The organism is Microbulbifer maximicatervae (SeqCode), assembly GCF_052467615.1.
The window spans coordinates 1,227,982-1,252,951 of sequence record NZ_CP174319.1; the positions used below are offsets into that span (position 1 = coordinate 1,227,982).

Annotated in this window: 23 protein-coding genes; 14 read left to right on the top strand and 9 right to left on the bottom strand. The window is 49.8% G+C overall.

All coding sequences use genetic code 11. From position 1 onward, the window contains the following. Window positions 1–39: 39 nt before the first annotated feature. The 6 genes from ACJJIM_RS05625 to ACJJIM_RS05650 all read left to right on the top strand — a co-directional run bounded on the left by ACJJIM_RS05625 (window position 40) and on the right by ACJJIM_RS05650 (window position 7,138). On the top strand, window positions 40–1,425 hold the full coding sequence (locus ACJJIM_RS05625) for a class II fumarate hydratase (protein WP_444912637.1): 1,386 nt from the start codon (window positions 40–42) through the stop codon (window positions 1,423–1,425). 261 nt (window positions 1,426–1,686) lie between these two features. Next, window positions 1,687–1,887 carry a hypothetical protein gene (locus ACJJIM_RS05630; protein ID WP_282933468.1) on the top strand — a complete coding sequence of 67 codons (201 nt, stop codon included), beginning with the start codon at window positions 1,687–1,689 and terminating at the stop codon, window positions 1,885–1,887. A gap of 3 nt (window positions 1,888–1,890) precedes the next feature. Continuing rightward, a complete protein-coding gene (locus tag ACJJIM_RS05635) occupies window positions 1,891–2,961 on the top strand; it encodes an AraC family transcriptional regulator (RefSeq protein ID WP_282933467.1) in 1,071 nt (356 codons plus the stop codon). A gap of 178 nt (window positions 2,962–3,139) precedes the next feature. Next, window positions 3,140–4,933 (top strand): acyl-CoA dehydrogenase C-terminal domain-containing protein, encoded by a 1,794-nt coding sequence (locus tag ACJJIM_RS05640; protein ID WP_413665143.1) that lies wholly within the window; start codon window positions 3,140–3,142, stop codon window positions 4,931–4,933. An 81-nt stretch (window positions 4,934–5,014) separates the two neighbouring features. After that, window positions 5,015–5,350 carry an SCP2 sterol-binding domain-containing protein gene (locus ACJJIM_RS05645; RefSeq protein WP_282933465.1) on the top strand — a complete coding sequence of 112 codons (336 nt, stop codon included), beginning with the start codon at window positions 5,015–5,017 and terminating at the stop codon, window positions 5,348–5,350. Between the two features lie 150 nt (window positions 5,351–5,500). After that, window positions 5,501–7,138, top strand: coding sequence for an AMP-binding protein (locus tag ACJJIM_RS05650; protein WP_282933464.1), 1,638 nt, complete (start codon window positions 5,501–5,503; stop codon window positions 7,136–7,138). Between the two features lie 183 nt (window positions 7,139–7,321). Here the strand turns inward: ACJJIM_RS05650 and ACJJIM_RS05655 are convergent, their stop codons facing one another. Then, complete coding sequence (locus ACJJIM_RS05655) at window positions 7,322–9,073, bottom strand: M28 family metallopeptidase (protein ID WP_444912638.1); 1,752 nt, start codon at window positions 9,071–9,073, stop codon at window positions 7,322–7,324. Window positions 9,074–9,317: 244 nt separating this feature from the next. Continuing rightward, entirely contained in the window at window positions 9,318–10,517 is a 1,200-nt protein-coding gene (locus tag ACJJIM_RS05660) for a phosphatidylinositol-specific phospholipase C domain-containing protein (RefSeq protein ID WP_444912639.1), read from the bottom strand. A gap of 297 nt (window positions 10,518–10,814) precedes the next feature. Here ACJJIM_RS05660 and ACJJIM_RS05665 point away from each other — a divergent pair, with 297 nt between their 5' ends. Together ACJJIM_RS05665 and ACJJIM_RS05670 are read left to right on the top strand one after the other, a co-directional pair. Next, window positions 10,815–12,329: an MFS transporter gene (locus tag ACJJIM_RS05665; RefSeq protein WP_444912640.1), complete on the top strand. Its 1,515-nt coding sequence runs from the start codon at window positions 10,815–10,817 to the stop codon at window positions 12,327–12,329. Window positions 12,330–12,494: 165 nt separating this feature from the next. Further along, a complete protein-coding gene (locus tag ACJJIM_RS05670) occupies window positions 12,495–13,373 on the top strand; it encodes a hypothetical protein (RefSeq protein WP_444912641.1) in 879 nt (292 codons plus the stop codon). A 53-nt stretch (window positions 13,374–13,426) separates the two neighbouring features. Here ACJJIM_RS05670 and ACJJIM_RS05675 read toward each other — a convergent pair whose 3' ends face one another. Beyond that, window positions 13,427–14,551, bottom strand: a complete 1,125-nt coding sequence (locus ACJJIM_RS05675; RefSeq protein ID WP_444912642.1) for a M14 family metallopeptidase — start codon at window positions 14,549–14,551, stop codon at window positions 13,427–13,429. Between the two features lie 507 nt (window positions 14,552–15,058). Here ACJJIM_RS05675 and ACJJIM_RS05680 point away from each other — a divergent pair. Further along, window positions 15,059–15,538: a hypothetical protein gene (locus tag ACJJIM_RS05680; RefSeq protein ID WP_444912643.1), complete on the top strand. Its 480-nt coding sequence runs from the start codon at window positions 15,059–15,061 to the stop codon at window positions 15,536–15,538. Between the two features lie 65 nt (window positions 15,539–15,603). Here the strand turns inward: ACJJIM_RS05680 and ACJJIM_RS05685 are convergent, their stop codons facing one another. Beyond that, on the bottom strand, window positions 15,604–16,224 hold the full coding sequence (locus ACJJIM_RS05685) for a LysE family translocator (RefSeq protein ID WP_413665151.1): 621 nt from the start codon (window positions 16,222–16,224) through the stop codon (window positions 15,604–15,606). 61 nt (window positions 16,225–16,285) lie between these two features. On the opposite strand from ACJJIM_RS05685, the gene ACJJIM_RS05690 reads away from it, so the two are divergent. Next, window positions 16,286–17,074, top strand: coding sequence for a TatD family hydrolase (locus ACJJIM_RS05690; protein WP_413665152.1), 789 nt, complete (start codon window positions 16,286–16,288; stop codon window positions 17,072–17,074). Beyond that, on the top strand, window positions 17,071–18,729 hold the full coding sequence (locus ACJJIM_RS05695; protein ID WP_282933455.1) for an aminotransferase class V-fold PLP-dependent enzyme: 1,659 nt from the start codon (window positions 17,071–17,073) through the stop codon (window positions 18,727–18,729). Before ACJJIM_RS05690 ends, ACJJIM_RS05695 begins: the two co-directional genes overlap by 4 nt. Window position 18,730: 1 nt before the next feature. Here ACJJIM_RS05695 and ACJJIM_RS05700 read toward each other — a convergent pair whose 3' ends face one another. After that, a complete protein-coding gene (locus ACJJIM_RS05700; protein WP_413665153.1) occupies window positions 18,731–19,927 on the bottom strand; it encodes an acyltransferase family protein in 1,197 nt (398 codons plus the stop codon). Between the two features lie 138 nt (window positions 19,928–20,065). On the opposite strand from ACJJIM_RS05700, the gene ACJJIM_RS05705 reads away from it, so the two are divergent. Next, entirely contained in the window at window positions 20,066–20,950 is an 885-nt protein-coding gene (locus ACJJIM_RS05705; RefSeq protein WP_444912644.1) for a LytR/AlgR family response regulator transcription factor, read from the top strand. Here ACJJIM_RS05705 and tcdA read toward each other — a convergent pair. The 4 genes from tcdA to ACJJIM_RS05725 all read right to left on the bottom strand — a co-directional run bounded on the left by tcdA (window position 20,947) and on the right by ACJJIM_RS05725 (window position 23,195). Beyond that, window positions 20,947–21,747: a tRNA cyclic N6-threonylcarbamoyladenosine(37) synthase TcdA gene (gene tcdA, locus ACJJIM_RS05710; protein WP_282933452.1), complete on the bottom strand. Its 801-nt coding sequence runs from the start codon at window positions 21,745–21,747 to the stop codon at window positions 20,947–20,949. The genes ACJJIM_RS05705 and tcdA overlap by 4 nt on opposite strands. Then, window positions 21,734–22,183, bottom strand: coding sequence for a thiol-disulfide oxidoreductase DCC family protein (locus ACJJIM_RS05715; RefSeq protein ID WP_444894339.1), 450 nt, complete (start codon window positions 22,181–22,183; stop codon window positions 21,734–21,736). The genes tcdA and ACJJIM_RS05715 overlap by 14 nt, the downstream gene beginning before the upstream one ends. Before the next feature lie 49 nt (window positions 22,184–22,232). Then, window positions 22,233–22,697 carry an FKBP-type peptidyl-prolyl cis-trans isomerase gene (locus tag ACJJIM_RS05720; protein ID WP_413665157.1) on the bottom strand — a complete coding sequence of 155 codons (465 nt, stop codon included), beginning with the start codon at window positions 22,695–22,697 and terminating at the stop codon, window positions 22,233–22,235. 138 nt (window positions 22,698–22,835) lie between these two features. Then, the gene (locus tag ACJJIM_RS05725) at window positions 22,836–23,195 is read right to left on the bottom strand and encodes a hypothetical protein (RefSeq protein ID WP_444896694.1); all 360 of its coding nucleotides are present in this window, start codon (window positions 23,193–23,195) and stop codon (window positions 22,836–22,838) included. Window positions 23,196–23,531: 336 nt separating this feature from the next. Between ACJJIM_RS05725 and ACJJIM_RS05730 the strand changes: the two genes are divergently transcribed. After that, window positions 23,532–23,954 carry an HIT family protein gene (locus ACJJIM_RS05730; protein WP_413665159.1) on the top strand — a complete coding sequence of 141 codons (423 nt, stop codon included), beginning with the start codon at window positions 23,532–23,534 and terminating at the stop codon, window positions 23,952–23,954. 131 nt (window positions 23,955–24,085) lie between these two features. Next, entirely contained in the window at window positions 24,086–24,895 is an 810-nt protein-coding gene (locus tag ACJJIM_RS05735; RefSeq protein WP_444905779.1) for a GIN domain-containing protein, read from the top strand. Window positions 24,896–24,970 lie beyond the last annotated feature (75 nt).

Sequence of the window (24,970 nt, forward strand, 5' to 3'; positions counted from 1 at the left end):
CCTTCTGTCGATGCATTAAGCGCATCTGGGGAGAGTGAAATGGGTGGCAAATTCCGCACTGAAAAGGACAGCCTGGGTGAAGTTCAGGTGCCGACTGAGGCGATGTATGGCGCGCAAACCCAGCGCGCCGTGGAGAATTTTCCTGTCAGTGGTCACGGCTTGCCGGCAGAGTTTATCCGCGCCATTGTGCTGATAAAGAAATCTGCTGCGGAGGCCAACCGGGACTTGGGGTTGTTGGATAAAGCGCAGGCTGAGGCCATTATCAATGCTTGCGACAGTCTCGGTGATGAGGAGTATGCCACTCATTTCCCTGTCGATATTTACCAGACAGGTTCTGGTACCAGCTCAAATATGAACGTTAATGAGGTGCTCGCCCACCTTGCAGAAAAGCACAGTGATCAAACCATCAGCCCCAATGATCACGTGAATATGAGTCAGAGCAGTAATGACGTGGTTCCCACCGCAATTCATGTGTCCGCCCTGCTTGCAGTGCGCGACACCCTGCTGCCTGCGTTGCGCCATTTGCACACTGGCTTGTGCGACAAGTCCACGGAACTTGAAAGTATTGTAAAAACCGGTCGCACCCATCTGATGGATGCAGTGCCTATGACAATGGCGCAGGAAGTTGGAGGCTGGGCTGCACAAATAGAAGCGTGCCGGGAGAGAATTCGCGCGGTAATGCCTCGGCTTGCCCAGCTGGCTCAAGGCGGTACGGCGATTGGCACCGGGCTCAATGCTCACCCGGATTTTGCCGAGCTGTTCGCGCAAAAAATCAGCGCCCACACATCTCATCAGTTTCGCCCGGCAGAGAACTTTTTTACCGCAATTTCCAGTCAGGATACGTCGGTGGAATTGTCCGGGCAGCTCAAGGTGTTGGCAGTTTCCCTGATGAAAATTGCCAATGACTTGCGTTGGATGAACAGTGGTCCCCTTGCTGGTCTCTCCGAAATCGCCCTGGAGGCCTTGCAGCCAGGGAGCAGCATTATGCCGGGCAAAGTGAACCCGGTTATTGCCGAATCAGTTACTATGGTTTGTGCCCGGGTGATGGGTAATGACACCACAGTGACCGTGGCAGGACAGAGCGGCAATTTTCAATTGAATGTTATGTTGCCTTTAGTCGGCAGTACGCTGCTGGAAAGTATTAACCTGCTCGCGAATGCATCGACCCTACTGGCTGATCGAGCCGTTGCCAGTTTCGCGGTGAATCGGGCGCATATTGAGGGAACCCTGGGCCGCAACCCCATTTTAGTGACCTCCCTTAACCCAGTGATTGGCTACCTGAAAGCGGCGGAGATTGCCAAGGCCGCCTATGCCAGCTGTAGGCCAGTGCTGGATGTTGCTGTTGAAATGACGGACCTGGATAGAGAAACGCTTGAGGAATTGTTAGACCCCGCCCATTTGGCTAAGGGTGGGTTGATTAGCTAGGGGCAAAAAAGGCGATTCCCAACAGTATTAAGGATATAATGGCGGTCAGGCACATAAGCCAGTGCAAAAGCCTTATCAGCGTGGCTCGATCCTCTGGTTCCAGCATTCTTCTGCTCATTGGTGCCTCCTGCGGCGTTGACAGGAACCGGCCAATCCCTCACGATTCGACGCCGCGTCGGTACTGGGTGCCGACAATACAATGGTAGCGCCACAAAATGTGGCAGTCTCACCTGTTTTGAAAATCAATGTATCCAGATCGTCATGGCTAAAAGAAGTCGCCGCTCCTTTATTACCAGTGTCCTCGCCTGTGTCGCCTTTGTAGTGGCGGCAGTCTACAGCTGGGACCTGCCCGTTAAGGATGTTGTCACCTATTTCATTCTTCTGTTGGTGATATTGCTTGTCATCATTGCTCTGGCGTTTGGGTGCGGGGCTTTATTGAATTGGTTGCGCAGGCGTAAATAATAGATGGCGTCAACGGAAGAGGATATTCGCATCCCTATCGCCTACCTCGAGCGACTGCTCGAAGAGGCGACCAAACACGGGTGTGATCGCAAGGAGCTTTTGGCTTCTGTCGATATCGATGAGTCTGAATTGCAGGGCGTATCCGCATTTTCAGCAGTAAAGTATGGCCGCTTGTACCAGCGCGTGATGTGGCTGGCGCAAAATGAGTGGTTTGGCATGCTTAGCGGTGGAAGGGTCCGTTCCGGGTCTTTTCGCTTGTTGTGTCTGGCGGTGGTGAATTGTGCAACCCTCCGCCAGGCGATTACGCTCTGTGCCGAATTTATGGAAATCTGCCGAGGTTTTAAGGTGAAGCCGGTACTCGGAGAAGGTGGCCATGGGCGCGAGCGGGTTGAAATTTGCGGGATCAGTTCGCTGGGCAAGGGCGAATTTGAGCAGCTGCTGAATAACACGAGCCCCAGTGTGGTGCGTACAACTCTAGCGGTTTGGCACAGGTTTTATTGCTGGCTGGCAGGGCGGGAGATTCCGCTGGCCAGGTTGCACTTCTCATTTGCTTGCCCGGAAGAGTTTCGCAGTCTCGCGCAGAGTGAGGCCAATGAGTTGTTATTTGAGCAGCCGTTTAATGCGCTCGAATATGATACCCGCTACCTGGAATACCCTGTGGTGCAAAGCCCGCAGATGGTTGAGGACTTTATTCGCACCGCTCCTTACCACCTGGTGATCAGCGACGGCAGTGCCAATAGTATCAAGACCAAAGTGAAAACCATTTTGAACCGGGACGTGAGTGAGTCCATGCCTGCCGCTGAGGCGGTGGCGGAGAGGCTCAATATGTCGGTCACCACGTTGCGCCGTCGCCTTCAGCAGGAGGGCACCTCCTACCAGAAGCTCAAAGACGAATGTCGGATGGAAGCGGCTTTCCACTACCTGAGCTGCCCGGATCTTTCCAATGGGCAGATCGCAGAGATGCTTGGGTTCGATGAATCCAGTGCTTTCTTCCGCGCCTTCAAAAAATGGACAGGAATTACGCCAGGCGAGTATCGCCGGGGTGGTCGCGCCGCAGCTGGCCTGGATATTTGACTGGGCCAGTCACCTTTTTTCATCCTCTCGCCTCGATTTGTCACCGCTTTGGACGGGTTTGGCCATAGAGGGGGCTGCTCGCTTACTACTATGATGAACCAATCTTAGAAATTAGTCATAAATATGACTGGATGGTTTTGCCTCCGGTCCCAAACATAAGCGAATTGAGGTTATCAGGATGACCGATATCAAAATGCCACTGCGTGATTTGCGTTTCGTAATGCGCGAGATGCTGGACTCAGAAAAGCATTATGAGTCACTTGGATATGAGGAGGCTACTCCTGATGTCGTGGATGCCATCCTGGAAGAGGGTGCAAAGTTTTGTGAAAACGTTATTGCACCGCTGAACCAAATTGGCGACCAGCAAGGTTGCACCTGGAAAGACGGTGAAGTTACTACTCCGGAAGGCTTTAAAGAAGCCTACCAGCAGTTTGTAGAGGGTGGCTGGGCTGCGCTGCCCCACGATCCTGAGTACGGTGGCCAGGGCCTGCCGCCCTCGCTCGGCACTATCATGAGCGAGATGGTTGGCACCGCCAACTGGTCCTGGGGCATGTACCCCGGCTTGTCCCACGGTGCCATGAACACCCTGGAAGAGCACGGTACTGAAGAGCAGAAGCAGGTTTACCTGACCAAGCTGGTTGAAGGTAGCTGGACTGGCACTATGTGTCTGACCGAGCCTCACTGCGGTACCGATCTGGGTATTCTGCGCACCAAGGCCGAGCCAAATGACGATGGCTCCTACGCGATTACCGGCACCAAGATCTTTATCTCCGCCGGTGAGCACGACATGACTGACAACATTGTTCATATCGTACTCGCCCGCCTGCCAGACGCACCTGCTGGCACCAAGGGTATCTCCCTGTTTATCGTACCCAAGTTCCTGCCGAACGCTGACGGATCTGCCGGTGAGCGCAACGGCGTGGTATGTGGCTCCCTTGAGCACAAAATGGGTATTCACGGCAACGCCACTGCAGTGCTGAACTTTGACGGTGCTAAAGGCTTCCTGATCGGCGAGCAGAATAAAGGCCTGAGCTACATGTTCACCTTTATGAATACTGCGCGCCTGGGCACTGCTCTGCAAGGCCTGGCTCACTCCGAGATCGGTTTCCAGAAGTCCCTGGCTTACGCAAAAGATCGCCTGCAAATGCGTTCTCTGTCCGGCGTGAAAAACCCGGAAGGCCCGGCTGACCCGATTATTGTTCACCCTGACGTGCGCCGCATGCTGATGACCCAGAAAGCCTTCTCTGAAGGTGGTCGTATGCTGGTTGTTAAGTGCGCACAGCTGGTTGATATCACTCACAAAGGCGATGCTGACGCGAAGAAAGCCGCTGACGATATGCTGGCGTTCCTGACGCCGATTGCAAAAGCGTTTTTGACTGAAGCCGGTTTTGAATCTGCCAACCTGGGTATGCAGTGCTTCGGTGGCCACGGTTATATTGCCGAGTGGGGCGTGGAGCAGAACGTTCGTGATGCGCGTATCTCCACTATCTATGAAGGTACCACAGGTATACAGGCTCTGGACCTGTTGGGCCGTAAGGTTCTGATGACCCAGGGTGAATTGCTGCGCGGTTTCACCAAGCAGGTTCACAAATTCTGCCAGGCGGAAATTGATAACGAAGCACTGGCGCCTTTCGTTGCTAAATTGCAGGAGCTTAACAAGCAGTGGGGCGACCTGACCTTGCACGTTGGCGGCAAAGCTATGGAAAACCCAGACGAAGTCGGTGCTGCCTCTGTAGATTACCTGATGTTCTCCGGTTACACCGTGCTGGCCTTCCTGTGGGCACAGGCGGCTAAAGTTGCCAATGAAAAACTGGCAGCGGGCACTGGAGAAGAAGATTTCTACAAGGCGAAAATTACTACCGCGCGTTTCTTCTTCGAGCGTATCCTTCCTCGCACTTCCAGCCACGCAACGTCCATGTTGAGTGGAGCAGGCAACTTGATGGAATTGGATGCCGAGCATTTTGCATTCTGATCCCGCTCTGAAATGAAAACCGCCGGCAAATGCCGGCGGTTTTTTTGTGAGTAATAAAGCGGCTTAAACGGAGAATTTCCGATGCAATTGCCGGATTCAGTTCAAGAGCGCCTGTGTCACTTAGCTTGTTCGTACCCGCTGGCTCGGGTACAGTTCCGGCTGCCAGATGCCTGTGACTTCTATGTTTATGTCACCGAAGTATCTAAAAATTACAAAGTGATTTCCGAATTTGGTCAGACTGATAATCCAGAACTAACATTGGAAATGGAAAACAGCACTCTCAGTGCTATATTGGACGGTCAATTAAGTGGGCGTCACGCCTTCCTTTTGGGGGATGTTCAATATTCTGGAAATCGCGAATTGGCCGCAGCATTGGCAGGTTTATTTCCTGCGAATAGTGAAGAGGGAGATCGGTAAAGAGAGGTTTTAAACCCTTCTTTTTCACCGTCTCAAAGATACTACAAACAATAAATAAATTCTCGCTCGCCAAGAGATATGGCAGCTTTCGCCTATGGAGACGGAAGTTGTGGGCAAGCGACGACAACAATCAGGAATGGGAGAAGAGAGTTGGACATTGATCGCAGCATACTTGATGTCTTTAAAGGCGCTTGCGCCAAATTCGGTGACCGGCCGGCTTTCACATGCCTGGGGCGTACACTTTCAATCAATGATATTGACACGCTAAGTGGAAAATTCGCCTCTTATTTACAAAATCATACCGACTTGAAGCCCGGCGATCGCATCGCTGTCCAGCTGCCCAACGTGCTGCAGTACCCGGTAGTTGTTTTTGGTGCACTGCGCGCAGGTTTGGTTGTAGTAAATACCAATCCGCTGTACACGCAGCGCGAGCTTAAGCATCAGCTGAATGACTCAGGGGCCAAGGCTCTGATAGTACTGGCGAATATTGCCGATACCGCTGCTGCGGTGGTTGCTGAAACTGATGTAAAACAAGTTATTGTTACTGAGATTGCGGATCTGCACAGTCCGCTGAAGCGTACCTTGATCAACAGTGTGGCAAAGTACGTTAAGAAAATGGTGCCTGAATTTTCTTTTGCCAATGAGGTTAGCTTTCGCGATGCCATGGCAAAAGGCGCTGAGCGTCCTCATAAGGATGTTGAGCGCACCAAAGAAGATATTGCGGTTCTGCAGTACACCGGCGGTACTACCGGAGTTGCCAAAGGGGCAATGCTGACAAATGGTAATTTGGTTGCGAATATGGAGCAGGTTCGTATCGCATTTGCCAGTGGTATGAAAGAAGGTGAGGAGTTCTATATTGCACCTTTGCCTCTTTACCATATCTACGCATTTACCATCCACTGCATGTGCCTTTTCTCCACGGGCAACCACTCGTTGTTAGTACCCAACCCGAGGGATATTCCGGGTTTTGTGAAGATGCTGAAAGGCCTGCGTTTCACTGGATTTGTTGGGCTCAATACCCTGTTCAATGGCCTGATGCGCAACAAGGATTTTGCTGAACTGGACTTCAGCAAATTGCACTCAACAGCTTCTGGTGGCATGGCGTTAACTCGCGATACGGCTAAGCGCTGGGAGGAAATGACCGGTTGTATGATCATGGAAGGTTACGGTATGACTGAAACCTCCCCGGTTGTTTCATTTAACCCCACTGACGGTGTTCAGCTGGGTACAGTGGGCGTTCCTGTTCCCGGTACTGAGGTCAAGGTTGTCGATGAGAATGGCAATGACCTGCCAAACAACTCTCCTGGCGAGCTGTGCGTGCGCGGACCTCAGGTGATGAAAGGCTACTGGCAGCGTCCGGAAGCGACAGCGGATACCATCGACAGTGAAGGTTGGTTGAATACCGGCGATATGGCCGTAATTCAGGATGATGGTTACATCAAAATCGTGGATCGCAAGAAGGACATGATTATTGTGTCCGGCTTCAATGTATATCCCAATGAAATTGAAGACGTGATCAGCGCGCATCCGAAGGTCACTGAAGCTGCCGCTATTGGTATCCCGGATGAGAAAAGTGGTGAGCAGGTGAAGCTCTTCCTGGTGAAGGCTGATCCATCTTTGACCGAAGATGAAGTTGTCGCCTACTGCCGTGAGCATATGACGGCTTATAAAGTGCCGAAGCATGTTGAGTTCCGTGAGGACTTGCCCAAAACTAATGTGGGCAAAATCTTGCGCCGTGAACTTCGCGATGAAGAGCTGAAAAAGCTTGAGGCTACTAGCGCTGCTTAAGTCGCTATTTAGCTAAAGAGTTCAACCGCATAAAAGGCCCTGCTGGAGACAGTGGGGCTTTTTTATTGGTTTCGATTCACGGAGAGGCACCTGCAGCTAATGCAGGGTTGATGTTTGGGGAGGGAAGTTTGGTGGCACCGAGGAGGTGCCACCAAGGAAGAGCGGGATGTTTATCCTGCTTGGTTATTTGCGGCTTTCGGCACTGGCGTCGCGAATAGCGCGGAACTCATTGCCTTCATACCAGTTGGGCCAGTCGCGGCTGTTTGCCAGCTTCAGGCCCAATTGTAGGCCCAGCTGCAAGTTCATAGCGGCGCCTTTCAGGTTCCAGTTGGAGTCGTATTCATCTCCGGGCTTGTGGTAGTGCTGGCTGAGATATTCCTTGTCCTTGGATTGTGCCCACTCCCGGCCGTGCTCATGGTTTTCGCTACCAGAATCAAAATACAGCATTGGCACGCCTTCTTTTGCCAGGCTGAAATGATCTGAGCGATAGAAGTAGCCGCGTTCCGGGTGCTCTTCAGCAGCCAGGTAGCGGCCCTGCTTTTTGGCGGCTGCTTCTAAGAGATTTTCCAGCTCGCTGCTGCCGAAGCCTACGACGGTGATGTCTTTGGTGGGGCCCAAGACATTCATAGCGTCAAAGTTAAAGCCGGCAACTGTCTTTTCCAGAGGTTCAACTGGGTTGGCGGCATAGTATTTGGAGCCGAGTAAACCGGACTCTTCAGCAGTTACTGCAACGAATACTAGGGAGCGATCAGCTTGATCCTCTTTTACTGCTTGGGCTGCAAGAGCAAGTAGTCCAGCGGTGCCGGTGGCATTGTCCACTGCGCCATTGAAGATATGGTCTTCGCCAGAAGCGTTTCGGTTGACCCCTAAGTGGTCCCAGTGGGCAGTGTAAACAATGGTTTCATCTGCGTACTTTTTGCCGGGTAACTTAGCAATAACATTGCGAGAGTTGGACTTCTCAAGGCTGTTGCTGAGTTCGATGCTGGCTTTGAGTTCCAGTGACTTAGGCTTGAATCCCGATGCTTTTGCCGCTGCCATTTCTTCGGCCAAGTCGAGACCTGCTGCCTGGAACAGATCCTTCGCTGCCTGGTTGGTGATCCAGGCCTCAATCGCCACGCGATCGATATTCTTGTTTTCTGCTTCAAGGCTTACCTGGGCGCCAGACCAGGAGCCGCTCACTACTTCCCAGGGGTAACCGGCAGCGCCATTCTCATGGACAATAATGGCCCCTGCGGCGCCCTGACGGGCAGCTTCTTCAAACTTGTAGCTCCAGCGACCGTAGTAGGTCATGGCATTGCCATTAAATAGAGCCTCATCTTGGGTGGCATAGCCGGGGTCATTCACCAGAATGACTGCGGTTTTGCCTTCCATATCCAGACCTGCGTAGTCATTCCAGTTGTTTTCTGGAGCTACGATGCCGTAACCGACAAAAACCAATTCGCTCTCATTAAGGCTGGATGCGCTGGTTTGGCGCTGGGTAAACGCGACCATGTCGTCAATCGGTTTTAGAACCTGGCCTACACCTTCGCCCTGAATAGTAAGGGGGGTGGATTGAATATCCATCTCTACAATGGGGACTTCCTGGAACCAGCTGGGGTTACCGTCGGAATCTACAGCACCAGGGGTAAGTCCGAGCGCCTTAAATTGCTCTGCCAGATAGTTTACCGTCAGCTCCTCACCTTTACTGGCGGGAGCGCGGCCTTCGAATTCATCGGAGGCCAATACGGCGACATGCTTGTGCAGGTCGGCAGCGACAGTATCAATTTGTGCCTTCTCAGCAGCTTCTAGATCGAGCTTTTCAGTGCTGTGCTCGATATGTTCTTTATGGGAGTGCGCTTGTGAGCTGACTTCTTCGTTGCCCTTGCTACAACCGCTGATAACACCGCCGATGGCTATAGCCAAGCCAAGGCGGCGCCAGGTGGTAGGAATTCGCATAATTTTGTCCTGACAGTCTTGTTAGGAGGCAGATTATGCCTGATCTTGTCTTAACTAACGACATATCAGCGATCAGTGGAGAGTAGAGTGTGACTGGGCTCAGAGCTATATTCCCGTTTTGGTAATTTAGTTGAATATGGTGACAGGGTTTGTGTTTGAGAGGGTTCAATAAAATTCGCCTTGGATAGGAGGCTCGGGTTTAACCTCCTATCCAGTCTAAATCTTCAAGTCGAGATTTTTGAGGTTAATTGTGCTGCCACTGGCCCTCAGTTATCTGGTCCTGATAGTTAATCCACACCTTGTCATAGCCAGTGGTTTCCTTGGCATTTTTAAGGGCTTGGTTGTCCTGGCTATTGGTGGGGGCGGAAAACACATAGTCATTGCCCAGTGCCTGGCACACCCCGGCACCATAAGAGAATGGGCCTGTGGAGGCGCTGACCAGCCAGCTACCGTCAGCCGTGTTCTTACATGCGAAGCTATATTGGTTGCTGCAGTTGGCATCATTCCAGCGCCCGTTGCCCCACTGCATGGCGCAGTCCTCATTGTTCAAGTTATTTGGCTCATTCTGATCCCATGACCAAATAGCTGCAGCGATGCGGCCATCAGTCGTATTCATATTATCGAGGTTGATTATGTTGTGACCTATAGCAAAGCCATTGCGAACATCATCGGCTGTGATTCGTTCAATACCACCGCTAAAAATTTCCCCTATGGTGCCAATAGTGGTGCTGTCTTCCCACACTCGACCGATTTCCCCTAATCCGGTGAAGGCCATGTTCTTCATGTCACCATTTCCAGAGCAGCCGCTATCTTTCCATACGACGACTTGTTTCCCTGCAGCAAGCACATCATTTTTTGTCAGATTGCTGGGAATACTCTGGCAGCCGCCGCTGTAGAAAATCTTATCCCCGAATCGATCGGTTATTTGGTTGTAGAGATCTTGATGGCGCCCATCAGAGTGGTCCTCGATATATAAAATGATGACTTCGTCCTGATTGGCGCTGTCATTTAGCCAGTCCTTTATTTCGTTAAATCCTTCAGTCGCATACTTATCATTGATGCTGCAGAGCCCATGGCACAGAAGTAATCTTTTTGGGTAGGAAAAAAGGCTCTCCATTTTCGTTGTCCAATGGACATCCAGCTCTATAAAGCGAGCTCCCATGCGCAATTGATCTTTTATGGAATGCTCCTGTTGAGGGTCCAGGTAGCGGCATCCCACTGAGAAGTTACAGGCGCGATACACTTCTGAGTTGTAAGAATTGTGTGTCCCCAAAATATTGTTTTCACTCATGGGAGTGTGGTTGTCTATTTGACGCTGTAGATCCAAGGCTGTGCCTGTCCAGCTGTTTTGGAAATCAGAAATGCTATCGGCCCAAAGGGGGGGAGAGGCGAAGGAAAGTACAAATAGAATCGATAGGATCATCTGTCTGATAGTGTGTTTCATTATTTTTCTCCGGACTGAGTAGATGCGCTACCTTTGCAGTAGACGCTAGTGAATATTTTTTAATTTTTATTGGTGTGCGGTGCCTTAAGGTACCGTTTTATTATTTTTGCTTTTTACTACGAATTGGACTTTTTTGTCTATGTGATGAGGGTTGGTTTCTTGTTGTTTTCTGGCGACATCTTAATTCTATTGTTAATGGATGGATTGTGTAGCTCTCTCAGCAATAAATGCCGATAAATTATTCAGGATCTTTCCTTGCTTTAATTAACAAGCTGCATAAGGGGAATTATGCGACTAATGAATAAGTGGGTTGTTTTGCTTGGCTCCTTTCCAGCCACCTTTATATTGGGGTTGGACTACACCATTGTCAGTATTGCACTGCCGACAATCCAGCAAAGTTTAGGTGCATCCTTTATTCAAGCCCAGTGGGTTATGAATATATTTATGTTGATGCTATGTATCCTGATGGCCAGTATGGGGAGATTGGGGGATATTGTGGGCTCCCTGAAGATGCTCAATATTGGATGGGTATTACTTGCAGTTAGCTCCCTTTTCGCGGGATTGGCTGAGGATCCACTTTGGTTAATTGTCTGGCGGGCCTTTCAAGGTGTCTCCATTGCCATAATCGTGCCGAATAATATTGCTTTGCTGTCCCACACTTTTGTAGAAAAAGAAGCCGGATTTGCAATGGGATGGTGGATGTCGGTATTGGCTGTCGGCTTTGCTCTTGGTCCGGTATTGGGTGGGGTCCTATGTGAGTATTTATCTTGGAGGTCGATCTTTTTTATTAATATCCCCTTTGTGTTGGTTAGTATGGTGCTTGGTCTTTTTGTGATGCGGAGCCCGCAAAATTTAGATAAAGAAAAAAGTTATATTGATTGGCGTGGAATGATGCTCCTTGCGCTTAGTGTGGGTTCGCTAGTGGTGTTAGTAGTTGAAGGGGCGCAAGTGGGTTGGTTGAGCTGGCCGATACTGTTGTTACTGGTTATTTCTATATTAAGTTTTATTGCCCTTTTTCGTGTTGAGCGAAAACTGGAGCAACCGTTGATCCATTTTGCCTATTTTAAGAATTCGCTATTTTCCGCTTGTGTTTTAACTAATTTCAGCTTGTTGATATTTCTCATTTCTGCTTTCTTTTTATTGCCATTTTATTTGCATATTGTGCGTCAGGATACAACGGTAATGTCCGGCTTGATTTTGCTCCCTATTACCTTGGTGATGGCTTTGGTATCTCCTGTGGCGGGCAGAATGGCGGCCAATTCCGCACCTGCGGCTCCAATCTTAATTGGTGTCATATGTATTTTGATTGCGGCAATCGTAATGACACAATTCTCAGTGGATACCAATTTTTCGACGCTTTTGCTGGCTTTTATACCTTTCGGTGTGGCTTGGGGGTTTGTATTTAGTGCGACAGCCCCAATCGCTATTGGCGCTTTGCCACCTAATAGTGCAGGTATAGCAACCGGTATGTTGTGGGGCATACAAAACATAGGCGCAGCACTTGGTTTGGCTGTAGTGGGTACTGTATTCCGAATAATGGAAAAACAGAGTTTGCTAAATCAATTGCAGGAAAGTGGGGTGCAGATTACCAGTGCACTGGAAAAATATATCGATGCATTGCTGATTAATCCTGAAAGGATAGAGCGTGGCGCAATTGGGGTGTCTGCTGCTCTGCACAGTCGCATCGCTAACATGTTTAATGAGGCTTTTGCCCAGGCTTTTCAGTCGGTGATGTGGGGGTTGGTTGTATTTACTTTTCTTCTTTTTTTGGCTGTGCTTGCTTTATTGAAGATGGCAAAAGAAAAAGGGTAAAGGCTTGCGTAAACTAACCATAGAAAGTCAATTCAACTCATAAAATGCTGCTTTTATCCCTTCTTTAGATGAGGGGGCTTACTGCTGGGGTATAAATATAACAGCTCTTTAGTGGGTAACATTTAAAGGCGACAATGGCAAATAAAGTATGCATGGGTGATAGTGATGAAAAGTAAAAGTTGGCTACTTTTGACTTTCTTTTTAGCAAGGGCGATTGAGGTTAATGCTGAACAGATGGCAAGCTGTAACGATCCTATTTTGGAGGTCGACTTTGATGGTGTGGTAGTGGCGGGCTCTAAAAAAGAACTATCCAGGGTTGCCTTAAGTGGAGTGCCAATACGAGTAGGGTGGGATTTGGATTTTAATGGAGATAAAGAGTCTGATCTTACACATTGGTCTGACGCGCAGTTTACAACTGTTATGTCTGGAGAAGTGGCAACAAAAGTTCAGTCTGTTCATCGGCAGGTTCCTAGAATTAATGATACAAGGATAGAGCTTTCTTCTGAGTTTGGGCGGTGGCACGGTTTACTAGATAGCCGAGGTATTTTACTAGGGCGTTTTGAGCACTCTAATAGGGTAGATAGCGACCGTGTACATTCAGTTTGGTGTTTCACTACTCCCCCAAAACGAAACTGGGAAGTTGCTTTTCAGAAAGACCATAGTGGAAGGGTTGTTGCTGGAGGGATCTCTAATCTATTGGATGCTATACGCAGAAGGTTAGCAGTACGAATTAGTTGGTTAGGTAGTGTTAATACCGAGACCGAAAAGAGAACAGTTATTGAGGCAGAGCAAGCAATACCTGTTGTTGCCCATATATCTAATGGGGGAGAAATTACTGCGCAGTTGCCTCATCATCTCGGATCAGATGAATTTTCAAAATTAGGTATGGTTCCACCTACTTCAAACAGTATGGTATGGGGAGCGAAGTTAAGTTCTTCAGGGGAGCTAGATGTAATTTGGTTGGATACTGAAAGCGGGGATATTAGCCGTCAGCAGGCTAATCATATCGATATAATTTGGTTTATAGAAAAGCCTGTTTACTAAGTCTTGGTCGGCAAAAGCCCCTTGGCTCTTTAAGCTAGGGGCTCTTGGGCTGATTAAGACATAGTTTTTAGCGTTTCGCGAATTGGGAAAAGAATATCGCGAGCGAGTTGTTGGCTTCGCGCCGGGGACCATCCTTCGATCAAGTCGGGGAGGTCATCATTGTCTTTAAACGGCATCTCCAATGTTAGAGCCAGGGTGCGGAATTGATGTCCAGCCCAGGCGGTACCAATTGTCAAATTTGCTTCGCCGGGTTTATCCAGCTCATATCCATGCTCCGTTTGGAAGTCGGGGCTGACGGCCTCATAAGCTTGCTTAAATGTCTCTTCCAGCTTGGCGTGGCGTTCGTCATAGCCGGGAATACCTTCACAAGCCGCAACAAAGTTATAGGGCAGGGCTTCATCACCATGAATATCCAGGAAGATATCCCCGCCTAGCTCCAGCATCTTCTCCCTGACTAAAAAGACTTCCGGGCTGCGCTCCATTGTGGGGTTGAGCCACTCGCGGTTCAGGTTGGCGCCCGCAGCGTTAGTGCGCAGATGCCCGCGAACGCTGCCGTCGGGGTTCATATTGGGTACTACATAAAATACGGTATCTGCCAGCAAGCTTTGCGCAGTAGGGTTGGCATGGTCGAGCAAGGTTTCCAGGAAGCCCTCAACAAACCATTCCGCCATGCTCTCTCCTGGGTGTTGGCGGGCAATCATCCAAACACGATGTTTCGCGGTGTCGGCATTGCCAACCGTGAGCATGGTCATATCGCGCTCATCAAGGGTTTTACCGAGAGTTTGCAGTTTGACCAGGTCGTGGCTCTGCGCCCAAGCGAGCAGATCCAGGTGGCGTTCCCAGGAGTAGGGGGCGAAATAGGCGAGATAGATGCTGGGTTCATCCAGGGTTACAGTGAAGTCCAGAGTATTGCCGTCGTAGTTGGCGCCAATTCTGAACCAATTTTGACGATCGTATGAGGCACAGATGCGGTAGTTTTCCCAGCCTTCCGGGTAGGCGGATTTGCCGGCATTAACGATGCGCAAGGGATAGCTGGTGCCAATATCGCCTTCCAGACGAAAGTGAAACCATTGGTAGAAGTCAGAATTGTTGTCCTGACGGATTGCTAGCTCAATTGGATTGCTGTCGGTATTGATAACTTCGATATTGCCGCTGTCAAAGGCGCTGCTGATATACATGTAGAGAGCTCCACTCTTGTTCTTGGGCGCAGGATACAGCGGTAGGGGGAATTTTCCAGGAAGAAAGGTAGGGGATCTCGCCAATTTTGGGTGCGATAGGACGAAATCTCCTTTATTTAGTGAAATAGAAAAGCACGGCATCGATAAGGATACCGTGCTTTAGCCAATCCCTGGCGGCACCTGCTACGACTACTGCTCCCTGAAATTTCCGGTGTCGGACCCCAGGCGACTGCTTACTGCCCGGTCAGATCACAAGTGCGTCACTCCACACTGTCAGAAATTAGTAAATCTCCTTAACATCCCGCAGCAAGTGCTGGTTAAAGTTTAGGCAATCGAGCCTGCTTGATGTTGTACGAACGTTTCGATCGGCGTAAATTTGATGATCTTTTTGTCTCAGGGCTATCTGACGTGAATTTGTACAGATAGAGAATAGATCCCATGGCATTAGTGGGAATAGAAAGAACAAGTAATAGCTCCGCATAGGGGGCTTTCGTGAGAGGTGACACCATGAATAGAGTGATTAAACGAAGTATCGTGGCATCCGCTGCGCTTGTAACAGTGATGAATCTGAGCGCCTGTGGCTATTTCCTGTACCCGGAGCGCAAAGGGCAGGCGGGTGGGCGAGTTGATCCTGCGGTCGTAATCTTGGACGGCGCAGGCCTGCTATTTGGCTTGCTGCCGGGCATAGTGGCCTTCGCTGTCGATATTACCAATGGCACTATTTATTTGCCGCCAGGTCACAGCTCGGTGTTTGATCGCCATTTAAGCCGCACTGAACAGGGGGCACCTGCGGAGGTTACAGACGAAGAGGGGCAGGTCTGGATTCGACTTCCGGTGGAAGGCGTCGATGAGAATACCCGACTAGAAGTACTCAGTGATCAGTTATCAGGGATAACAGGGCAGCAAGTAGAAGCTGAAGATATTGTTTGGTTACAGGACTCGGCCGAGCTTCGTGCAGTAAGCCGTTTCCAGGCTGCGTCTCGCTAGTTTTTCCTAACTCTGAGCGCCTCGGGAGTTGAAGGCTCCCGAGCTTAAGCTGTTGAAGAGACCTTTCAGGTGGCTGCGCCAAAGGGGGTAAGCCCCTCGAGCGCCAAGGGGATAACGCTTGCAGCAAGCAACAATCCCATAGCAATGTTAAAGCTTCGCAAGTAGCGTGGTTCAGTCAGGAATCGTTTTAGCCCAACGCCAAAGAATAGCCAAATGGCAACACAAGGCCCGCCAATGGTGATAAATGCCAGTGCAACCTTAACAACTCCCGACCATATTTCTGTGCCGGGACTGGTGAAAGCAGCCAGTGCTCCAGTGGCCATAATCCAGCCTTTGGGATTGATCCACTGAAAAGCCATCGCCTGGGTAAAGCTCAGGGGTTGGCTTGAATTTCCAGAACCCATTTCCCGGGTCGAACCAATTATCCATGCCAGGTAGAGTAAATAGGCAATGCCTGCCCAGCGAATAACTTCATGCAGAAAAGGGAAGTGATTGAAGGCGGTTCCCAGTCCCAAGCCAATGGCAACCACCATGGCGGGAAATCCCAGCCAAATTCCCAGTAGGTGAGGTGTTGAACTGTAGATGCCGTGATTGAGTCCTGAGGACATAATCATCAGGTTATTAGGGCCCGGTGTAATACTGGCTGAGAAAGCAAAAAGGGCGATCGGCAAAAGAGATTCAATCACAGGTGTACCAGAGGAAAAGGCGACTTCATGCTAATATGCGCGCGAATAATGGGTATCACAAGTGAAATTTATAGACAGCCATTGCCACTTTGATTTTGAGGTTTTTTCTCTGGACCGGGATCAGGTGTGGCAAAGATGTCTCAATGCCGGAATAGATAGGGTTATTATCCCCGGCGTTTGCGAGGCTCAGTGGCAGTCGTTGGGCGCTCTGGTATCGGAACAGCCCGGTTGGATGATGGCTGCTGGTGTTCACCCTTGGTGGGTGAAGAAAATCCCGCAAGATTCCCGCTGGCGGGAAAACCTGATGGAGTTGGGAGTACGGCTTAGTGAGAGCCTTGAAAAATACTCATGTGTCGCTGTTGGAGAGTGTGGCTTGGATGCCTCTATCGGCACTGACTTGAATAAGCAGGAAGATATTCTCAAGCTTCATTTGGAGATTGCTAGTAACCATGAACTGCCGATTATTCTGCATGTTCACCGGGCCCACAATGAACTCCTGAGGCTGTTAAAGCAATTCAAGCTCCCCCGGGGAGGTGTGATCCACGCTTTCAGTGGCAGTGAGCAAATGGCGCAAGAGTACTGGAAGCGCGGCTTCTATCTAGGTATCGGTGGAACAATTACTTACCCACGGGCAGCGAAAACCCGACGGGCTGTGTCACTTGCGCCGCTGGAGAGTTTACTGCTTGAATCGGACGCCCCGGATATGCCCCTTTCAGGTCAGCAGGGTATGCGTAATAGCCCTGAAAACCTTTCTAAAATTGCACAAGCACTGGCTGATTTGCGGGGAGTTTCCGTGCGGGAAATCGCCAATGCTACCTGTCGAAATACTGAGAAGTTATTTTCCCTATGAGTTTTTCCGCTGAATCATTCAGGCAGTCATTTCCCCTCTTTGCTCAAGAGGAGAATAAGGAGTTGGTATACCTGGATAATGCTGCAACGACGCAGAAGCCAGAGGCAGTGATTAATGCTGTACGCGATTACTATGTGCATAGCAATGCCAATACGCACCGCTCCAGTCATCGTCTGGCGCGTAAGGCTACAGAAATGGTGGAGCGAGTGCGTCGCCAAGCGGCACAGTTTGTTAATGCTGCCAGCACAAGGGAAATTGTATTTTGTCGCGGTGCTACTGAGGCATTGAATTTGTTGGCGCACAGCCTGTGTAGTGAGTTGCAGGCTGGGGACGAGATTGTCATCTCAACAGCGGAGCACCATGCCAATATTATCCCTTGGCAGATGGCGGCCAAGCGTTTCAATTTGAGTTTGCGCTATGTACCCCATGTAGCGGGTGTCCCGGAATTTGATCGCCTGGGAGAAGTGCTGAATGAGCGCACAAGGATTGTTTCCCTGACCGGTGGTTCCAACGCACTTGGATTGCGGCCGGACCTGGCTGCGGTGAGGCAATTGCTGCGCAGAAAGCACTTGATGTGGATTGTTGATGGCGCCCAGTTGGCAGCTCATGAAGTGATTGATGTGCAGAAAATTGGCTGTGATTTTTTTGTTTCCTCAGCTCATAAGTTTTATGGCCCGTCAGGAATTGGTTTCTTATACGGTAGGGAAACACTTTTGGAATCTATGCCGCCATGGCTGGGTGGTGGAGAAATGATCTCCGACGTTGAACTTGAAACGAGTCATTATGCAGGCTTGCCGCACAAATTTGAGGCAGGCACTTCTCCGCTGGCGGCAATAGCGGGTCTTGGAGCGGCACTGGAATTTCTTGAGCAGCAAGATAGGGTCGCAATAGCGGCGCATGAGCAGAAATTGGTGCGATGGATACATCGCGAACTGATAGCGTCCCCCAATTTTAGGGTTATCAGCCAAGTGCGCCACAATCTGGGTATTGTCTCTTTTGTGCCTATTCATGGTAGCGCTGCCGATTTAATGCACTGGCTGGACGAGCGCGATATTGCAGTGAGAGTAGGCCATCACTGTGCACAATTGTTAGGTAAAGAGAGCGGTGATTTGGTGACGGTCCGAGCATCAGTCGCAGCCTACAATACCGATAGTGATATTCAGGCTTTTTTGCAGGCCCTGGAAGAGTATTGTGAGATCCAGAAGTCAATTGAACAGGGGGATAGTATTCAGAGTGATGAATGGGCCAGGGATGATTTTTCCTCGTTATTGCTAGAGAGTTTGGTTTCCCAGCGCAACTGGCAGGGACGTTATAGAGAATTAATGCTGTGGAGTAAAACTATTGCCCGAAAGCCCGAGATACGTACCGAGGAAAACCTGGTGCGGGGTTGTGAGTCTGCAGCTTGGTTAGCGCACCGGACAGAGGGTGGTAGGCACTATTTTGGATTGGAAAGCGACAGCCGGGTTGTAAAAGGCCTGGGTGCGTTATTACTTTCACAAATCGATGGCCGCACGGCTACTGAGATTAGAGAGAGAGATCTTTCCCTGTTATTTGCTGAGCTGGGGCTCGGAAAGCACTTAAGTGAATCGCGCAGCAATGGTTTTTACGCATTGCTGCAACGTGCTTTGAATCTGGTGGAGCAGACCTCCCATTAACTTAACTGGAGCGGGGTATGGGGGCCTCCACCGCAATAGGCCCGATATTGGAAATAGGCTTTAAACCAAACAGCGGCCGTAAAACTGGGTTTCTTCGGATGATAAATTCATATGAAGCCCAGCAGCCGAAAATAGTGATTAATAATACTAGCAAGGGCTCCAGGATGGCCCCCAGGGCGAGTTGCCCCAGTTGATACACAGCGATTACGGTAATGGTTTGATGGAGGATATACCAGGGATAAACCGCTTCAGTGGCATAGGGTAACCAACGGAATTGCTTATTGAGAAATTGATAAGCGCAGGCTAAAACAGCCAGGAGCCATACCCATCGATTTGTATAGATAACAATAAAAAGCAGTATTTTTTGGGCGGGAATACTGCTATCAGGTAGTACTCGATCAAATAATAGATATAGGGCGAAAGTGAGGGGCGCTGCAATAACCAGGCGATTGCGCAGTCTTGCCAGTATTTCCCAGGGGGCGCTACTGCTGACTAGCAAGTAGCCGCAGAAGAAATAAGTAAAAAATCTGGCATGGGTGTACCAGTCGTCGACGACGGCATAGTTTATCCCACCAAAGCGCGGAAATAGGACCAGGCCGTACACCATCATGGGTACAAGCGGTAGAATTAGCAGTTGCCAAGATTTCATATTCTCCATGAATCGGCCCAGCCACCGTTGGTGTTTAAACCACAGGGCTAGAGGAATAAGGGCCAGGGTGTAGCATGCCAGATAGGGTAGATACCACAGATGGTTCCAGGTCAGGCCAAACTCACTTCCAGCAAAGGCATTCTCTGGCCAGGGGCTGAACGAGAAGTACTTCAGCAGGAATGATAAGTATCCAGGCTCAATAATGCCGTTGCTTAGCGCTTCATAGTAGGCCTGGGGTGGAACCACCACCAGCATTCCAAATGCCAGCGGAATCAATAGCTGTTTCATTCTTCTCAGTAAGTAATCCCCAGTGCCCAGCTTGTGGAAGAGAAAATAGCTGGCTGCACCTGAAATCAGGAACAACAACGGCATCCGCCACTGGTTAACCGCTAGCATTACCAGTTGTAGTGGCTCGCTTTGGTAGCTGCTTTTTACATGCCACCCCCATTCCGCGACATAGGCCATTCCCAGGTGGTAGAGAATAAGTAGGCCAAAGGCTAGTACACGAAGGGCGTCAATATCGTGGCGTCTCTGTGTTATTGAATGCATAGGTTTCGTCGTTCGAGGCTGTTTTAGTCGCTTGCTATGCTCCCGTTAGTATTTGCCATTAGCTATCCCAAAGTGCCGATTTGTAGGGTATTAGGGGCCAGTGGTGGTTTTTGGGGGTGAATCGGGGGTAGACTGCCGATGAATTTTTATACTGGTTCAGGAGCAATGACGGTTCAGCAGTATTTGACGCACCGGCGACAGTTTGAGGTGGGGTTCTGGGTGTTGTTTTTTGTCGGCCAGTGGCTTGTTCAGTTCGCTTTGGCATACTTTGATCACCGCCGCTGGGGTTCTATTTTTCAGCCATGGGAATTTCTGGTGTGGGAGGGAACCAGTATCCTAATGATCGCAATCTTATTTCCGTTGATATTGCTTCTTGATCATTATTTTCCCCTGCGCAAGGGGATAGTTCGGCAGAACTTGGCCATACATTTATTTTTCACTTTGCCTTGGTCCTTGGTCCACGTTTCCGGCATGGTGTTTATGAGGACGGTCATTTACCACCTTAATGACGGTTCCTATAACTTTGGTAACTGGCCTGTAGAATTTTTCTATGAATATCTCAAAGATATTCAAACCTATGCCGCTCTTTTAAGCTCTGTTTATTTGTACCGCTTCTTATTGGTACGTTTACAGGGTGAGGCGCGCTTACTAGAAGAGCCAGATGAGGGAGATGCTGCTGAGCCAGTAGAAAGGCCGGAGCGTCTTCTGGTGAAAAAGCTGGGAAAAGAATTTCTGGTTAATGTGCAGGATATCGAATGGGTGGAAGCTGCTGGCAACTATGTCAATCTGCACCTGGGCGATAGAATTTACCCCCTGAGAGAGACTATGACCAAGTTACTGGAGCGTTTGGATCCAGGGTCATTCGCTCGCATCCACCGCTCCTATATTGTGCGCTTGGACTCTATTGCGGAGATTGAACCCCTGGAGAGCGGTGATGCGCGTATTCACTTGGTTGGCGGCCAGCTGATCCCGGTGAGCAGGCGCTACCGCGATCAGCTGAGGGCTCAATTAACCCCGGCTTAGTTTTTTGCCTGGAGAAGTCGCTCGATGGCCCGGTTGGCGGCCAAAAACCCAAAGGTGCCGGTAATCATAGTTGCCGCACCAAAGCCGCCACTGCAGTCTAATTTAACACCGTCCTGCATAGCGCTCTTCTGCTGGCATACTTGCCCATCTGGCTGCGGGTATACCATTGCTTCAGTGGAAAAGATCGCATCGATGCCAAACTGGCGCTTGCGACTCTTCTGGAAGTTGTGAAAGCGGTATAGATGTTGGCGGACTTTTGCCAGCATCGGATCATTAATTGTACGGCCGAGATCGGCGCACTCAATGCGATCGGGGGAGCGCTTACCTCCTGCGGAACCAACCGTTATCAAGCGTATTTTTCGGGCTTTACAGTAAGCGATCAGGGCGGCTTTTACCCGTGCGGAGTCTATTGCATCAATCACCACATCGATAGGGTGTATATCAGGATTGATCAGCTCTGAGAAATTGTCATTAGCGATAAAGTCCTCTTCCGTATGAACTGTAATCTCCGGGTTAATCTGCCGTAGGCGCTCTGCCATCACCTCGACCTTGATATGGCCTACAGTATCGGCGAGTGCGTGGCTCTGACGATTGGTATTGGTGATGCAGACGTCATCCAAGTCTATTAGCGTCAACTGGCCAATGCCGCTTCGCGCCAAGGCCTCTGCGGTCCAGCTCCCTACGCCACCAATACCGATCACCAATATGTGAGCAGAGGATAAAATTTCGAGGGCCTTATCGCCATACAGGCGAGCAATGCCGCCAAATCGCTGTAAATACTGGTCAGACAAGCTCATCTGGGGTCTCTTCAGGTACATCTTCCAAAAACCGCTGTTTGTCAGCGTCACACGGCAATAGGCAACTTTCCCGTTGACCAAACCAGCGATAGCGGTTTCGAGCAACCAAGTCGTAGAGCCAATCCCTTGCCGGGCGGGGAATGTAGCGCAAAATGGCCAATAAACGCCAGGGTTGTGGTAGGCGGCTGGCAATTCTCAGTGCCGCTTCACTTTTGTAAAAGGATTGGTAAGTGCCACCATGTCGTTCCAGCAAAATCATGGTCTGGTAAGTGTCCAGCGGCAGGTTCAGCTGTTTAAGGAAGTGCTGGCCTGCATTGGACTGCACTCGGCACAGGGTAAAGCGCTGCTCTCTGTCGCGCTTGAGTATTAGTTGACTCCAGCTATTGCACAGGTTGCAGATGCTATCAAACAGGATGATGTTGTTTGGCAATGACATTGGGGAAGGGGGGAACGCCGCGCGGCTGGCGGCGTTTCATATCATGGGATCAGTGCACGTGGCCGTGATCAACTTCTTCGGCAGTCGCTTCGCGTACAGAAACAACTTCAATTTCGAAGTGCAGCTCAACGCCGGCGAGGGGGTGGTTGCCATTGATAGTGACTTCGTCGCCGTCGATGTCGATAATTTCGACTTCAATCGGGTGACCTTCGGTGCTCTCTGCACGGAATGCCATTCCTACAGATAACTCTTCAACACCACCAAAGGCACTGCGCGGCATGGTTTGGATCAGCTCCGGGTTTTGCTCGCCGTAACCGTCTTCTGGTGCGATTACCGCAGTAAATTTATCACCGGGTGCCTTTTCCAGCATCTCGCGCTCAAGCCCAGGAATGATATTACCAACCCCTTGCAGATATTTGAGCGGCTCTCCATTGGCTGAGGAGTCAATGACTGTTCCGTCAGCATCTTTCAGGGTGTAGTGGATCTCCACAACTGTGTGGTTGGCAATCTTCATGAATAATCTCTGATATAAAAGAGTATGTGAATGAGCGCTTACCGCTGCGCAATAAAACGGGGGGTAAAGGCTGTGAAGCGCAATTGTATTGACAGGGCGGGCGCGCCGCAACTTGTGCGTGCGCGCCGCTGATAAAGATTAGCAAGCGATTGACAGGTCCTGCTCACAACCTCCATAGAGATTGGTTACGATCGCAACCAGTTGTGTGCTGAAGTCAGGGCGATAGCCCAACTCCAATAGGCGACCCTCGAAATACTCCAGCATTGAATCGAATAGCTCTGGGTTTAACCCCCTGGCTAAAAAACGGGCGCGACTACTCCGGTCTGGTTCCGGTGTAGATGACAACGCATGGCTCAAAAACTGAGCTTGACGACTTAATTGTTTGCGGAAATCACAAGTTTCGTAGGCTGAAAGGTGGTGGCTGAGAGCACCGTAAAATTCACTGACTGTACGGTTGACAAATTTAGCACCACCGACCTGATCCAACAGGCTTTCCATATCTCTCCCCCCGGTGAGCAGTTGGCACTGATTTAAAGTTTATCCGCAGAGCCGAAAAAGTATTTTGGTAACGAGAAGCACAATGTGCATTGGCTCAATGGCGGTACAACATTAATTGGTGACGAGCCTAAGACATATTCTTTCAGTATGCCAACTTGGTTTAAGAAAATTGTCATTCTGTTCGACAGGTTGTCACATATTGGGGGTTTATTTCGCCAAAGAAGAAAATCTATGTTTGCGCAAGTATTTTCTAAGCCTTTACACTTTATTTTTTCTTCTTGGTGTTAGACTGCACGCTTGCACCAAATAATAAATTTCAACCTTTTGAGATAATTTATGGCAAGTATTTTTACTCAGATAATTAATGGCGATTTACCTGGCAATTTTATTTGGAGAGATGAAAAGGTCGTAGCTATTTTGACCATTTCACCCATTAAGGCTGGTCATTGTTTGGTCATCCCTGTTGAGGAAATTAATCATTGGGATGATGTTCCGGAGGAGCTGGCGAGTCATCTAATGCTGGTTGCGCAAAAGGTGGCGAAAGGGCTGAAAGCAACTTACTCACCGAAGCGAGTGGGCGTGATGATCGCTGGGATTGAAGTGCCACATACCCATATCCACCTGATACCCGTAGATGAATTGTCAGACTTTGACTTCTCTAAGCAAAAGCCTGCTTCTTCAGAGCAGTTGGCACATGAGGCGGAAAAGATTCGACAATCCCTAAAGGAGCTGGGCTTTAGCGAGGCGGAGTGCGGCTAGGTCGTTAAGATTGATTTTTTAGACTGCATGGTCATATGGTGTCCCCAAAATATTTGTGGGACACTGCATCCAAGTCCCCCGCTTACTGAGTCACATAGGTATGAACTGGTAATAACGATGAGATTCCTCTAATGATGATTTTGAAGAAGACACTCTTTGCCCCGCTGGTAGTAGTCCTCGCCACAGTCGCTGCGTTTTGCACTAATGCCCAGGCAGAAGAAATGGAAACTAAGCGTTTCGATATGGAAGGGTTCACTCAGGTGTCTCTTAAGGGAAGTTCTCACTTGAAGTTGATTCAGGGAGACAGTTTTGAAGTTGTCGCTGTCGGCCCTGTCAGCACAATGCCCTACGTCAAAGTTGAGGTAAAAGGGGAAAGGTTGGAGTTATCCGTTGAGGAAAACACCCAGAATCTTTTTGGATTTGTCACCATATCCCGAGGGCAGGGAGATGAAGTTAACTTCACCGTGACGATGCCTAAAATTGAGGCTCTTAAGGTGACTGGCTCTGGTGAGGCTAGATCTTCAAGTGTTGAGAGTGAAGGCCTAACTTTGGGGGTGACGGGCTCGGGAATGATCAATATCGACAAGGTCGCCGCAGAATCCTTGAAAGCGTATGTTACTGGTTCCGGTGATTTGTTCCTCAACAAGGCATTGACTGTCAAAGGGGAAGTAGCGGTGACTGGCTCTGGCGACATGAAGATAAGTACTATTACCGGTGAGAGTTTACTTGCGGAGATACAAGGTTCCGGCGATATGTTGGTTGGCGGGCGAGTTGCCGATGTGAACGTTCGCCTCATGGGTTCAGGTGATTTTATTGGCCGCAGTCTGCGCGCCGATAATGCCAGCGGTTCAATAATGGGGTCGGGTGATATTGTCTTGAAACGACCTGGAACTGACTCTTTCTCAGTAATGGGGTCGGGAGACGTAGCGCTGGTCGACTAAGCGGCGGCTCCTGAGCCCCCTTGCATCTAAGGCGTTCGGCCAGTAAGGCTGTGCGCCTATTTCTTTTTGGGGGCA